Origin of the sequence: Spirosoma sp. 209 (assembly GCF_002006735.1) — a bacterium.
GTDB classification, from domain to species: domain Bacteria; phylum Bacteroidota; class Bacteroidia; order Cytophagales; family Spirosomataceae; genus Spirosoma; species Spirosoma sordidisoli.
The window spans coordinates 161,035-175,187 of sequence record NZ_MVEC01000023.1 but is presented as its reverse complement, the minus strand read 5'-3'; the positions used below and the strand labels follow the sequence as shown (position 1 = coordinate 175,187).

The following is a 14,153-nucleotide window of genomic DNA, read 5'->3' as shown; positions in this document are numbered from 1 at the left end:
TCGTTTATGGAGCGGGCCACGTTTAATTCTCTATGGTATCCAGCCCCTGCTCCCTCAGTTTGGCCAATCCGTCTTTCATGGCTTTAACCTGTTCGGGGGAGTGTCCCTGCCAGAGCGTAACCTCCCCAACGACTTTAAAGGGATGCACGGAGCGATACGCCATCGTCGGATTACCGGGAAACTTCCTGTTGGTCAGATTCGGATCATCTTCGATCGGTCCCGTTGGTTCTACCAGATAGATCCGTTCGCGGCCCTCGCCAGATGCGAGTTCGGCGCCCCAGACAGCCGCGTCGAGCGTTGCGGTCAGGTAGATGTGGTTCAGCTTACCGTACTGAGCATAATTTGAGTTGAAGCCCACCTGTATATAGTCACCTACCTTCAGATCGGCTCGGGTGCCGTGCAGGTATGTCTGTGCAAATGGGCTGTGAAAAGGGGCTGTCGTTTTCGAGTCGCGCTGCGTGTCTTCCATAATCGGGCGTTGAGAAGCACTGGTTGATTTTAACCTTCTCGTGACGTGGCATTCAGGCCCCATGTTGGGTACTACTTCTTCAGAATGCCCTTCTCAACACTCTCGTTGATTAGGGCCTCGGCGTACTTCCAAACGGTTGTCGACCCGTTTTTGATCGCTTTTTTCTTGTCGTATACCTTTTGATACCTGACGTCGAACTCCGCCCAGGTTCCACCATTGTTTGAGGTATTCTGGAGCAGCGGTTCAAACCGGTCCATGGCTCGGGCAAATTTCGCTTCAGGCGTCAGCCCCTCCTCAAACTCCTCCCAGATTGCTATAAACTCATCGGTCTGCTTTTGTGGCAACAGCCCGAAGATTCGTCGGGCTGCCGCTAACTCTTCGTTGGTGTTCGTGTGATTTTTTTGCGTGTCATAAATGAACGTATCACCCGCATCGATCTCGACAATGTCATGAATCAATACCATTTTGATGACTTTCAGTACGTCAATCGGACCATCGGAATGCCCGGCCAGCACAATGGTCATCATGGCCAGATGCCAGCTGTGCTCAGCATCGTTTTCGGGTCTGTCGCTATTAAACAGCTTTGTTTTACGCTGTATGTATTTGAGTTTGTCAATCTCCTTGATAAAGTCGATTTGCTTTACCAGATCGCTAGTCTCCATGCTGAGTAATAAGTAATTCTGATTGTCTGATCCAATGACGATGTCAACCACATCTGCCGGCTAACCGGCCTGAACCATTGGCCGATGCAACGGATGTTGACGCTAAGCGAGCTACCTGGTTGCGCATATTGTCTCTACCCTTTGCTTCCTGTTCGGTCGAGCCAGGGTCGGGAAGCCGGCCAGTAACAGCGAGACGCGAGGTCAAAGCATCTGGTTCCGCGCTTGTAGCTCCTTCTTGACAACTCTCACATCATTTATGTTGATATAAAGAACCGAAGACAGGGCCAGAGGAATCATCAGCAGGGGGAGTCCGATGGAAGCCTGCTGATTGAAGCACAAAAAAAGCGCTGCCAGTAGCAATAGCGAGAGTAACCCAGCGAGCGCAGCGGTTACGACTTCGGTTGTCTTTTTCCGTTTGAGCAAAGCCTCGTTGCTCATCTCCTGAATTGTCGGGCTTTTCATACAGCTAATGTAGCAAAATCAACGTTATTTATCGGGTGTATAGTCCGTTATCGGAACTCTTCCTGGCTAATCCGGCCTTACCTGGAACCGTCATCTATATCGCACCGAGCTTAAAAGCGCGACCTCCCGAAGCGTGCCTTCGTAAGCCAGGACCGCCTGCGACTTTCAAACCCCGCCAGCTAACTACTTAGAGCATCACTACCGGTTAACCCAACGGGCAAGCAAATAGTGAATTGCTCCTATCAGGAAACATAACAAACCTACCCCCCTTAGCAGAATTCCCCAGCCGATGACGTAATACGTGTCATAAAGCTGAATGTCAAATTCACTACGACCAGCCCCAAAAGAGACAACTATCAATAGCAAGCTAAATCCTAATAATATCAATCTGGTGTTCATTACTACTTTGTCTACGATGAAGATGTGTTCAGGTCTACCTTCCTGTTGCACGAACGCGGGCACACGAACATTTGACGAACGGTCCATCCAACGCCCGAAAGGGGTTGATGGTGGAGAACACTACGTCCCTGAACAGTAATAACTCGCAACTTTTACACCCCTGTTTGGTCGGACTAAAAACTCTCCTTCAGGATGCGCTTCCTGCCGTACGAGATGACCCCACGCGGAGCAGACAACAACGCGCTGATCCAAACCGGGGCGTTCGCTTCACTACTGTCATTTTTTCTTTTTTGGTTTAGGTACTGGTAATTCAGTCAATGATATTCTGACTAATTCACTTAACCATGAGCTGTCTTCAATTTTGTCTTCTATTAAAAAACTTGGCTTTGCTCCCTCATAAGGCGATGCTTCAACAACATTTCCTATAAACTTTCGCCCTGAAGGGGTTGGCTTAATAAATAGTTTATTGTCACATATCAACCCAAATAGTTTTTCTTCTGAATAAATACCGTATTCACCAAACATCTTTTTAGCCGTTATTTCTCCTGAATTTCTGATTTGGTCTACTACAAAATCTACAAAGCTTGTGTCGGATGCCATTGGTTAATCTTTTAGCTGAAAGTGAGGATTATAAATCAACCCAATTACGTTTCCAAATGGGTCTTTAACAGTCGCTGTCATTAAATCTTCACCAACGCTATATGGTTTTTCATTTTCGGTCGCCCCTAATTCAATTAGTCGGTCAAAAGTCGCTTGAATGTTTTCTACTCCCCAATAGGAAACAACACTTTCAACTTTATTAAATGTCGGGTTTTCTTCTGGCTGAAGTCCAAGTTCGTAACCTCTAATGTTAAAACCAACGTAATAGGGTTCGTTGTAATAAGGATTAGTTTCAAATGCGTTTGAATACCATTCTGTCGCTTTTTGAATGTCTGAAACTTTGTAAATTGTTGTTCTAAGGCCTAACATACTGTTTCTTTTTATTTATTAATTTTTCATTTTTTTGATGGTTGCTGGTTTTTTACGCTTACCGCTAACTCGCCGATTGCCGCACTTTCAATACAAAATACCCACCGATACGCCGGCCCGGTTCGCATTTTGTATTGCTCTACCTGTTTCCAAGCCCGAATCTTGCCGGGTCGGCTGGCCTATCGCCAGAGCGCAACCCCACCAACCAAAACCTGCTAGACCGGGGCGTTTACTTTGTCGCCATAACGCTGGGCGCGGAAGATAAACCTTTTATTATCAAAGGATTTCCCCCTGTTGCCCGGACGCTACCCTGCAAACTCTGTCAAATCAACCACCCAACACCCACAGGTGTTGATGGTGAGCGAAGCGAGCCTTTACACCTGTGGGTGTTGGGCTGAAAACGCTGACCTTGCGGCCTGCGGCCTGTCGCTCACCAGGCCACCCAAGCGGAGCGGACAATACGGATTTGCCGAGCACAGTCAACAAAAATCTTCTATTCTCATCCGTTTCGTTTGGCTCAGTTGTCAAAGCTACATCATCCAATAATAAGGTAGCATGACAAACATATTCAAACAAATCGTAATTACAGAGTACGGTAGTCCCGAGGTCTTACACGTTGTTGAAACACTGCTTGTTCAACCGGAAGTTGGCGAAGTTCTGATTCGGGTAAGCGCCGTTGGCGTAAATTATTCAGACATACTTCGGCGGAAAAATCAGTATTTCCAACCCACACCGTTGCCTTACGTATTAGGGGCAGAAGCTGTTGGAGTGGTTGAGTCCATTGGCCCGGAGGTGTCAGATACTGTTCAGCCTGGAACCCGCGTACTCGCAATTCTACCTTCTGGGGGAGGGTATGGTGAGTATGTCCGCGCGCCTGCTCAATTCTGTGTGCCTCTTCCACCGTCAATAAGCGATGCCGCAGCGACGGGAATTTTTGTACAGGGCAGTACGGCCCAACTCATGGTAAGCCAACTGGCGAAGGAAATTAAGGGGAAAACTGTATTGATTACCGCAGCCGCTGGCGGTATTGGTTCACTATTAGTGCAGTTAGCCAAACAAGGTGGGGCTACTGTTATCGCTGCCGCCAGTTCAGAGGATAAATTGACCGTAGCTAAAGCACTGGGGGCCGATGTGACGGTGAATTATTCAGTTCCACAATGGGGGCAGTCTGTCAGGGAGGCTACGCAAAGCAAAGGCGTTGATATTGCCTTCGAGATGGTTGGTGGTACCGTTTATGAGCAAACGATTCGGTCATTAGCTCAGGGTGGCCATCTTATTGTCTACGGTTGTGCCAGTGGTGTACAGGGACAAATTCATCCTGAGTATTTTGTGGACGAAAACATCACTCAGTCCGGATTTAATCTGGCGTTTTACATCACTTCGCAAATGTCGGTTTGGCAGGAAGCTTTGGGTATGGTGATAGGCCAAATTGCGAGCGGTCAACTTAAAATTAAAACACCGAAAACCTTTGTGTTAACTGATGTTGCTGAAGCCCATCGGCAGATTGAAGCCCGCATGACAACAGGAAAAGTAGTATTAACGGCATAAATAGATCAGATGCCTGACAGGCACTAATTCAATTCATATATGGAAACTCAGGAACAAATCTGGCAACGAGCCGCTCAGAACGGGGATATTCAGGCGTTTCAAAGCCTTTTTCTAAATTTTCAGGATCAGTTACGTTCTTATTTATACCGACTATTGGCAAATCGAAACGATGCTGAGGATTTGACGCATGACACCTTTATCAAGGCTTTTGATAAATTGTCAACTTTCAAAAACGAATCGTCTTTAAAAACATGGGTATTTCAGATAGGCACAAATTTGGCATACAATCGATTGAAAATAAAAAAACGTTGGACTTCCGATGTACTGGAACAGGCGAAAAACAAAACACTTGCTGATCGTAATTTATACAATAATATTGTACGAATTCACGAAACGGCACCAGATGCGCGCTATGATATGAAAGAACACATTGATACTTGTTTCACCTGCATAGCCAAAAATTTGACTGTTGAAAATCAAGTGGCTATAATTCTGAAAGACGTGTACGATTTTCCAATTATTGATATTTGCCGTATTTTGAGTAAAACGGAAGGGGTAATTAAATATTTGTTACAGGACGGCCGAAAAACAATGATGGACATATTCGATGACCGTTGTTCATTGATAAACAAAGCGGGTGTTTGCCATCAATGCTCTGAACTCAACCACTGGTTTAACCCGAAGCAAAACCAGCAGGCTGCGCTACTATCACTAGCTTTGGTAAAAGGATCAAAAAAATTCAATAGGAGCGAGCTTTACACACTCCGAACCCGGCTTGTTAACGCGATTGACCCCTTACGGTCTCCGGGATCTGATTTGCAGGAGATTTTATTAAGTTGTAGCAAACAGGTTATGGATGATCTGTAGCCCATTTTGATGTACATCACATTACAGTTCCCTTTTGCCTATCTTGGACGTTTTCGCTCCGGCAACCTGCCGATTCCACAAAAAACCTGACGACTGTGATCTGCAACCTGTCGCCCGATAAGCCGCCCACGCGGAGTGAACTACGACTTGATTTTACTCAAATAATACAGTGAAAACCCACCAATGAAAAAATGACTAATGAAAAAAGGCAATGATTCAAGACCTATAATTCCTTGATTATAAGCCATCAGGTCATGTACGGTGTTAATGGCGTGATTGACTAAATTACAAATTAAAACTGCCTTCAACGTAGCCGAATCTCCATGATTGCGAACTAGAAAATTTAGAATCGCTAAGGAAAAAATAAGTCCTCCTGAATGGTGAAATGAGATTTCTATGAAGGGTATAAAATAATGTCTTTCAACTTTATAATTTGGAGGGAACGACATTACAAACCCCGCAAATGCAGAAAGGATGGCAGTAATCAGGAAAAACAGTGAACGTTTCATGGTTAAATTACTGGAACTGATTTTTTAAGTCTGCTCTTTTGGGGTGTTTCTCGTGTCAACCGTAACCCGACTAACGGACAAAAACCTCACCTCTACTAGTTGCAACCTATCGACCGAAACGCCGAAATGGAAGCTTAAACCTGCCCACACTAGAAGTACAATATGTCACGCGGAACCTGACCCCCACAAGCACTGTCTGACTGACGCACCCAACACCAACGGGGGCTGATGAGGAGCGTAGCGAGACATTTGCACCCCCGTTTGGTTGGGCTGAATGCTTTCCTCCAGGGGCGAGCAACCTGTCGCCCGAAACCCGCCCACGCGAGGACTACTTCAATACAAACTATCAGGTCAATAGGTAATATGTCACTGAGATGCCTAATGGGATTAATACTATTCCTAAACACCCACCTTGACCACTTGCAGCTTGTCTATTTTCGGATTGATTAACAGATTCCTCCTTTTGATTCCGTCTTATAAAAAGCTGAATACCTGCTTTGCTACCATTAATAAGAAGTGTTTGTGGAGTCTTGGTTTTGGTATCCCAATAATTGAGTACAAGGTATGATTTATCCTGAACCTTCTGTTTAGAACCGATACCTGACATTCCACCAACGACTGCTCCTAGAGGACCAAGTATCAACCCACCAACAACTGCTCGGCCAATGACAGACTTGTCCATATTGACAAGCTCTGACTTTGTTGTTTGTTTGATACTTATCACTTGGGAATTATGAATATCAAAAATCGGTATATACATACTATTTGCGATTCGTATGCCGTGAGTATGCAAAATCACTTTGACCTTGTCGCTTGGAATTTCAACTACGTTCTCATCACTCTGATATTCTCCATCAATTGCCGCGTCACCGCCCCAATTAACAATCTGCCTACCAATGCTCAAGTTTGAAGGAAGCTCTGGAAATTGCAGTAGTTCGGAACTAATCGAATTAGTTGAGGGTGGATTTGAGTCTAATGGAAACCCACAATTCGGACAAGCCCTCGCTTTATCACTTACTTCCTTATCACATTCAGGGCAGGTTATTAATGCCATTCTACGGTTGAAAATGCTGTGTAAATGAAATGAAATCAGACATTTAGTTTATAATTATCAGTTAGAGGCCAAAGGTTAGCCAACTTCAAAACTGACATTTGAATCATCTAAATACAGTCGAACCCGTTTACCATCCTTATCTGTGGCTTCAATAATCAGCACGGAGACGGGTGGTCTCATGTCGGGCATAAAGTATTTTTCAATAGCCCGCTTAGGTGAATCAAATGACAACGGATAACTTTCACCGCCGTCTACTGTTCTTACAATCACTGTAATCGTATTCTCCATATTTTGAGATAAAAATGTTTGCCTGTTGGGGCATTTGCTTTGTCGCCAGAAAGCTGGACTTTGAACACCCAAAACTACCACTTATAAGCGTTCGGCTTGTCAGCCGAAACCCGCCGAACAAGCAAAAAGCCTAACCTCTGCAGCCTGCAACCTGTCGCCCGAAACGCCGAAATGGATGCTAATTTATGGACCCGCACCCAACGACCACAGGTGTTGATGGCGACCGTAGGGAGCCTTTACACACATGGCCGGTTGGGCTGGCGGCCTGACTTCGGGACGTGCTGCCTGTCGCCGGTAACTTGCCTTGCTTCCAGTAAAAAATCTATGTCATTATTGCTCATTCCATTTTTTGGGGAATTTTGTTCCAAAATCACTGTAGCGGCTATTTGAATTGAAAATAATTAGATTTTCTCTTGTCCTAGTTAATGCGGTATAAATTATTGTGTCAAGTTTTTTATTAGTCTCAGGGGATTCAGATGGGATAAACAAAACAATGTTCAACAACTCCCACCCCTTGAAACTATGGATTGTCGACATTTTCAATCTTCCATCACCCATCCAGAATGCTTTTTTATGAGGATGGTATCTTGCTTCTGTGTCTTCCTCAAAGACATGGTTTACACCAATTTTCTTTTCCTTAAATAAATCAACAGCTATTTTTCCGATTTTATGACTAGGCAATAAGATGACCATATCTGATGCGCTATAACCTTCTTTTTTTAATCTTAAAAAAGCGTTGTAAATATAGTACTGCCAGTCGTCCTCATTTATATTCAACCAAATAATATGATGAGAATGGAGTAAGACTGGATTATCTTCAATCCTACCAACCTTTAGCTCCTGATTAAGATTAAAAATTTCACTAAATTCATTTGACATGATTGCAACTCTTTTAGGAAGTCTAAAAGTGACAGTCAGATCAATATATGGTTCTTTAAATTTATCTAACCCCTCTTTGGTTACTCTCTTATCTAACCAATCTAACTCTCTATCAAATATATTTTGTCTTTTATCACAAACAATCATTACTTCATCTCTACTCTTAAGAAAATATCTGTTTAGAAGGTAATACCAATCAAAATGATAGTCTTGCCCTTCATCGATGAGTATTGCGTCGTACTTTTGATAATCCTTTCCTCTTATTGCAGTAATTACAGCGGCTGGAACTGTAGATTTAAAAAAATCATCTATAGCATTTTCGTAGTCTACTTGTTCTTTAAAATCCGTTCGCTGAGGAGATTTCGGCCACTTAGTTTCAAACTCGTTTAACTTGTCTTTACAAAACCCGTGGAAATGAGTGAAAGTAAACTTACCCCAACTAAAATTGAAAGGTGAACGGGCAATCATATCCTTGACATAATGCCATAATGTAATATTGAAAGATATTATAAGTACATCAAATCCTTGTGAAGCTAATTTTCCAGCCCTGTAAGCGAGTGCTTGGGTTTTGCCACTCCCGGCTACACCTCTGACACGATAATGGCCACTTTTAGGTTCAGCTACCTTAATTTGATTACCTCTTAGTTTTAGAACAGTTCCTTGCTCAATACTATGATAAGGTGGATTAAGCCAGAAAAGTATATCCTCATTCCAATCTCTATTCCAGTAGTTACTACTACTAATGTTAACATCTGGCACAATTTCTTTGAGATTATTTTCTCTAATACTATCAAATCCAAAGAAGGGAAAATATCTGTAATCTTCTATTTTTGCACCTAATTTTTCTTGACATACACTTGTTTGAGCCTTGTGAAAGTAAACCCCTGTTTTAATAAGACCGAAGTTTTTCTCGTTTTGATCTATGGCTTCACCAATGTTAGGAACTAATTGACCAATTAACTTTTCTTTATAATGTTTTACTTGCTCAATAGGACTTTTAATTTGATGAACACCTTTGCCGTCATTTACGAATAAACCTCCTTCATTCGACTCATAAAATTTCAAATCCCAGTCTTTCACTTCATAGATAACTATCCCTACTTGTGGATTAAATATAATAACGTCTGGTCTTGTACCATTTAAGAATGGTTGGGCAAAAATTATCCATCCTTTGTAATCCTCTAATTTATGGTTTTGCTGCCAATTTTCATCTTTCGGCAAGTAAGTATCAAGATACCTTATTAAATGCTCTTCACCGGCTGTTAAGGGGTTATTTTGTTCTTTTAATTGTTCCCAATTCGGATATAGTCTATTTGCCAAGTTGAAGCTGTCTTTTAGAGACGGATTATATAGTCTGAAAGGTATTTTGATGTAAAACTTACTGAGTCTTGCCAAACCTGACCTGTTGGGGCGATTGCCCTGTCGCACAAATGCTGATCCACAGATCTAAACCTGCCGAACATGGGCGTTCACCCTGTCGACCGAAAGCTGGAACTGCGAGCCTAAAACTTGACCTCTGAGGCCTGCAACCTGTCGCCGGAACGTTGCCTTGCAAGCACTTTATGGACGGGCCACCCAACGCCCCAAAGGGCTGATGGTTAACGAAAGATAAGCCAAAACGCAGGTACGTAACAACCTTTACACCCTTTGCCACGTTGGGTGCGCTCGGGCTAGCCGGGCAGTTTCCTGTCCGAGGTAAGTGGACCCAGCAAAGCTGAACAACAACGCACGTAACCGAACAAGCCGAGAGAGGCCGAGCAAACGAGCCGAGGCTGTCGAGCGGTGGCACTCAGGTACGTTCCTATGTCGCACGAAACGCATTTTGATCGTGCTGTCCACGGATGTTTGACCTGTCCAACCACACGCGATACACCAACCAAAGCACGCTGTCGAACGGTGATTCACCTGTCGACCGGAACGCAAAACTCAAATAAAAATAACGCTCACTATCAATTGGTTATCCTGTCGCCCGATACGTGAAATACCTACCGACATGAACGGGCCACCCAACGACCATGAGTGTTGATGGTGGGCGAGTTACTCGACTGAACGCACGTACTTGCACCTTTACACACTCATCATGTTGGGCTGCCCGCTTGTCTTTGAGACGTGCGGCCTGTCGCCAGACAGCCGCCCACACGGAGCTAAAAGACATGTATTTCCTTTAACTGCAAGTACAGACCGTCGGAACACTTCACAAGGTCAAATGTCACAGTCAAGTCACTCCATTCGTCATTTAAAGGCAGGTCATACCACAATTCTGCTAACCGTTCTCGTCCTTCAACAAAGTTCACTACCTCGCCTTCATACCACATTACATCAAATCTGTTACCTTCTCCTACAGCTTTATCAGGTGAAGTGACTTCATATTTTGTTTGGCCTTCTTCGTAATCCATACCGTACCCATTCACAATTGACTCCATAAGTGTAGGAGTCCACTCGTAATAGTCATACTGAAGGACTGAATCATAAGCTTCCTGATATTTCCGCTGTGCCAGTAGGCCAACCCAATTTATGATAAACCGATAGAAATCTTGCTCAGTGGCGGTAAAGGGAAACTTGGCAAACATTGAGTCCAGATTTATGTCAAACTTTAGTCAAGTACAAACTGTCAACCGGAACCTGACTTGTGAGCTTACTTACCCAACCGGGACGTTTCCTCTGTCACAGGAGACTCGGTGATGGAAGCTTAATTCTTCCTGTCGAGCGTGAGCCCTGTCGCAGGTAACCCGCCTTTAACTCTCATTATGGACTATCACCCAACATGGTATTGTACGCAAAACTGCGGAACTATTTCTTGCTGATAGTCAGGCAGATATAGTTCCGCAAATAACGCATAATTTTGTGTTGCTTTCGGCACCGTTTGTAAAGAACGAGAAAGCCAGTAGCCCCCACAACTACTTACTATCCAATTGACTAAGCGGTATATATCTTTATCAGTACAGCGGCTTTGGGATATCGACGGTTACCCGAACTACTTCTTCGATCAGGCTGGTCAGTTGTACCGATTTACGGCCCGCGGTGATGTCAAAACCGTGCGCCGGACGATGAAGCGATACACACAGGGCTATGTATTGACCAGTAAATTCTATAGTCTGACCCAACTTCGTCCCCTGCTCCGGCGGCACGTACCTACAGATTATCTAATGGGTTCGTGAGGGTGTCGATTTTGTTAGCCGTAACGTGGGTGTACCGCATGTGCTCATGACCTAACCGTCACGGCATAGCGAGTTGGCCGTGCCCATCGCCAGACGGCAGTCAGCTACGAAAGCATCGCGTGCGCGAGATGAAACTGAGCCGACACGACTGAAAAAGCCACCCTGGTTATCGCTAGGCCTCTACCGGTTTCAGATCAAAATAGGTCTGAAAAATGGCCGTACCTACTTCGTTTGTGCGCGTCTGAAACTGATCGAGGTACTGGTGCAGGCCCGCTTTGAAAATATCGGCGGTTTCGGTGAATTCAATTTCGGTACGGAGCTTGGAGAGAGCCCGTTCGGCGGGGGTACCGAAGCCCTGGGTTGGGTTATTGCCCGATATTTCATACAGCGACAACTCGGCCTGCCGGATGCAATGGGCCACCGCTCGGGGAAACATCTTATCCAGGATCAGAAATTCGACAATGCTGGATGGCGTCAGACTACGGTACTGCTGGCGGTGCATATTATACGCACTGACCGACTTCAGTACGGCCGACCAGATCATAAGGTCGATGGTTGACCCAACGGCGTCTACTTCGGGCAGCAGCGTGAAATACTTCACGTCCAGAAAGCGCGACGTTTTGTCGGCCCGTTCCAGAAACCGGCCCAGCCGCCCAAAATGCCAGGCTTCGTTACGGGTAATGGTTGCGTCGATGATGCCGTAGAACAGCTGGGTACTGTTGCGTACTTCGGTAAAAAAATGCTGAGTCTGGTTCTGGCCCCACTGCTGCTTGGGAGCCATGTCACGCACCATGAGGTAGAACTGGTTCAGGTGTTCCCACATCTCTTTGGAGATGGCCTCCCGAATGGTACGGGCGTTTTCGCGGGCGTTGCTCAGGCACGACACAATCGAGTTCGGATTCCGCTTGTCGAACGTCATGAACTGAATTACGTTCTCCCGGGTGGGCTGGTCGTAATATTTCTCGAACAGATGATTGTCGGCCGTAGCAATCAGCAACGGCTCCCACTGCTGATCTACGTTGGGAGGCAGGTCGAGCGCCAGGTTAAAATTCACGCTCATGAACCGGGCGTAGTTCTCGGCCCGCTCAATATAGCGGTGCATCCAGTAAACAGAGTTGGCAACGCGGCTCAGCATAGACTAAAAGCGTTAGTTTTAGAGGTGGGTGACCAACAAAAATAGGGTTTATGCGCTATTCTACAAGTATTGCGACCCCGGTTTTCGCTTTTCAACCACAGCGCCCGTATCTGATCAACCCCCTACCGGTCGGTCAGTACGACCATTTACTCTTTATCGACCACGTCTATCAGTATCGCCTGCCTGTTGTCAACATCATGTCCAGACTGTCTTTTTTACTGACCCTTATCTCGCTGTCAGTATCTGCTCTTTATGCAAGCGCAGCGCCGGGAAAACCGGCTTCGTCCAAACTCTACGAAATTCGTATCTACTACCCTACTCCCGGCAAATATGCCGAGATTGTGGATCGGTTCCGGCAGTATACAACCCGGATCTTTGCGAAACACGGGATGGAAAATATCGGCTACTGGACCCCCACCGACACGAGTCGCAAAGAATTGATTTACATACTGGCCTATCCCGATCGCGAAGCCCGCGAAGCGTCATGGCAGGCTTTCCGAAACGATCCTGAATGGAAAGCGGTGGTGGCCAAAACGGAGGCTAACGGAAAGCTGGTCGACCACGTAGACCAGATTTTCATGACCGAATCGCGGCTGTCGCCAACTATCAAAACGGGCGTCAAAAACCCCGAGCGTATTTTCGAGATGCGTACGTACACGTCCCCTCCCGGTAAGCTACCAAACCTGTTGACCCGCTTCCGGGACCATACGATCAAGCTGTTCAGCAAACACGGCATGACGCATATCGGCTACTGGATTACAACCGAGGTCGATGGGAAACAGCCTAAGCTCATCTACATCCTGGCCCATCCGAGCGAAGCAGAAGGCCGACAGCACTTCAAGGAATTTGCCGCCGACCCCGACTGGGTTAAAGCCCGCGAGGCCTCAGAAGCTAACGGCAAAATCACCGAAAAAGTCGAGTCGGTCTATATGAAACCCACCGATTATTCCCCGATCCGGTAGAGACACAAGGGCCGGGCGGCCCGGTCATTGCGTCTCACGCGCGTTAGCAACAATCCATCCGGTCAGGAGACGATAGCCGTCCGGTCAGGAGATGATAGCCGTCCGGTCAGGAGACGCAAGGGTTTGCGTCTCTACGGGTTCGAAGAAATACGACATGCGTTCGCCTTCTACGTCGTCGTAGGTGTAGATAGTGCGGGGACGGCGTTTGTACCAGTATCGGATCAGGGCGAAATCGCCGATGCAGGCGCTGCTGTGAATGAGCAGAAGCCCCGCCCAAAACACGTAATAGGCCGGTACGAGCACCCAGCCCACAATCAGGCCGGCTGTGATAACCAGAAAAGGCATGACGGCCACAAAGGCTACTTCGCGCATGGTGGTTGGGAAGTGCTGGCTATAGGCATACACCATCAGGCTTTTCAGCGAATAGCCATACCCTACCTTTGGCGCGCCGATGTATTTGAAAGCCAGCCCGTGGATGAGTTCATGAATAGGCAGCAACAAAAAAAGACCCAATACGGCCGCGCCGATCTGCCATAATTCTGTTCCAGCGCCCGATTTGCCCACGCTGCTTACCAGGTAGTAGGTAACAGTAAAACCAAGCCCACCGCTGATGGCACCCACTCCCATCATGGTCAGTGTTTTCTTCCAGTTTTGCCGGGCGGATTGCTGCGGAGATGGGGCCGTGCCCAGCTCGCGCATGATGAACTGATTCATCTCGTCGATTTTAAACGATTCGATCAGTCGATACTGCCCGGAATGATGTAGTTCTTCGACGGTAGGACGCATGGGCGC

Annotated in this window: 15 protein-coding genes; 3 read left to right on the top strand and 12 right to left on the bottom strand. The window is 46.1% G+C overall.

What is annotated here, in order from left to right:
- Positions 1–22: 22 nt before the first annotated feature.
- The 5 genes from arr to B1C80_RS25765 all read right to left on the bottom strand — a co-directional run bounded on the left by arr (position 23) and on the right by B1C80_RS25765 (position 2,961).
- Positions 23–469 carry an NAD(+)--rifampin ADP-ribosyltransferase gene (gene arr / locus B1C80_RS25790; RefSeq protein ID WP_077924071.1) on the bottom strand — a complete coding sequence of 149 codons (447 nt, stop codon included), beginning with the start codon at positions 467–469 and terminating at the stop codon, positions 23–25.
- A 71-nt stretch (positions 470–540) separates the two neighbouring features.
- A complete protein-coding gene (locus tag B1C80_RS25785) occupies positions 541–1,131 on the bottom strand; it encodes an HD family hydrolase (RefSeq protein WP_077924070.1) in 591 nt (196 codons plus the stop codon).
- 201 nt (positions 1,132–1,332) lie between these two features.
- Positions 1,333–1,593: a hypothetical protein gene (locus B1C80_RS25780; RefSeq protein ID WP_077924069.1), complete on the bottom strand. Its 261-nt coding sequence runs from the start codon at positions 1,591–1,593 to the stop codon at positions 1,333–1,335.
- Positions 1,594–2,268: 675 nt separating this feature from the next.
- Positions 2,269–2,592 carry a TfoX/Sxy family protein gene (locus B1C80_RS25770; protein ID WP_077924067.1) on the bottom strand — a complete coding sequence of 108 codons (324 nt, stop codon included), beginning with the start codon at positions 2,590–2,592 and terminating at the stop codon, positions 2,269–2,271.
- Between the two features lie 3 nt (positions 2,593–2,595).
- The gene (locus tag B1C80_RS25765) at positions 2,596–2,961 is read right to left on the bottom strand and encodes a VOC family protein (protein ID WP_161492820.1); all 366 of its coding nucleotides are present in this window, start codon (positions 2,959–2,961) and stop codon (positions 2,596–2,598) included.
- Positions 2,962–3,516: 555 nt separating this feature from the next.
- Between B1C80_RS25765 and B1C80_RS25760 the strand changes: the two genes are divergently transcribed.
- Positions 3,517–4,509 (top strand): zinc-binding dehydrogenase, encoded by a 993-nt coding sequence (locus B1C80_RS25760; protein WP_077924065.1) that lies wholly within the window; start codon positions 3,517–3,519, stop codon positions 4,507–4,509.
- 39 nt (positions 4,510–4,548) lie between these two features.
- Positions 4,549–5,376, top strand: a complete 828-nt coding sequence (locus tag B1C80_RS25755) for an RNA polymerase sigma factor (RefSeq protein WP_077924064.1) — start codon at positions 4,549–4,551, stop codon at positions 5,374–5,376.
- Positions 5,377–5,516: 140 nt separating this feature from the next.
- On the opposite strand, the gene B1C80_RS28830 is transcribed toward B1C80_RS25755, so the two are convergent.
- The 6 genes from B1C80_RS28830 to B1C80_RS25730 form a co-directional block, all read right to left on the bottom strand.
- On the bottom strand, positions 5,517–5,885 hold the full coding sequence (locus tag B1C80_RS28830; RefSeq protein ID WP_099084939.1) for a hypothetical protein: 369 nt from the start codon (positions 5,883–5,885) through the stop codon (positions 5,517–5,519).
- A 346-nt stretch (positions 5,886–6,231) separates the two neighbouring features.
- Entirely contained in the window at positions 6,232–6,939 is a 708-nt protein-coding gene (locus B1C80_RS28585) for a zinc ribbon domain-containing protein (protein WP_201723593.1), read from the bottom strand.
- Positions 6,940–7,014: 75 nt separating this feature from the next.
- The gene (locus B1C80_RS28240; RefSeq protein WP_139361745.1) at positions 7,015–7,227 is read right to left on the bottom strand and encodes a hypothetical protein; all 213 of its coding nucleotides are present in this window, start codon (positions 7,225–7,227) and stop codon (positions 7,015–7,017) included.
- Between the two features lie 330 nt (positions 7,228–7,557).
- Positions 7,558–9,426, bottom strand: coding sequence for an NERD domain-containing protein (locus B1C80_RS25745; RefSeq protein WP_139361744.1), 1,869 nt, complete (start codon positions 9,424–9,426; stop codon positions 7,558–7,560).
- 824 nt (positions 9,427–10,250) lie between these two features.
- Entirely contained in the window at positions 10,251–10,676 is a 426-nt protein-coding gene (locus B1C80_RS25740; RefSeq protein ID WP_077924062.1) for a hypothetical protein, read from the bottom strand.
- A gap of 760 nt (positions 10,677–11,436) precedes the next feature.
- Complete coding sequence (locus tag B1C80_RS25730) at positions 11,437–12,399, bottom strand: alpha-E domain-containing protein (RefSeq protein WP_077924060.1); 963 nt, start codon at positions 12,397–12,399, stop codon at positions 11,437–11,439.
- Between the two features lie 197 nt (positions 12,400–12,596).
- Between B1C80_RS25730 and B1C80_RS25725 the strand changes: the two genes are divergently transcribed.
- Complete coding sequence (locus tag B1C80_RS25725) at positions 12,597–13,361, top strand: NIPSNAP family protein (RefSeq protein WP_077924139.1); 765 nt, start codon at positions 12,597–12,599, stop codon at positions 13,359–13,361.
- An 84-nt stretch (positions 13,362–13,445) separates the two neighbouring features.
- On the opposite strand, the gene B1C80_RS25720 is transcribed toward B1C80_RS25725, so the two are convergent.
- The gene (locus B1C80_RS25720; RefSeq protein WP_077924059.1) at positions 13,446–14,147 is read right to left on the bottom strand and encodes a DUF3267 domain-containing protein; all 702 of its coding nucleotides are present in this window, start codon (positions 14,145–14,147) and stop codon (positions 13,446–13,448) included.
- Between the last annotated feature and the right edge of the window lie 6 nt (positions 14,148–14,153).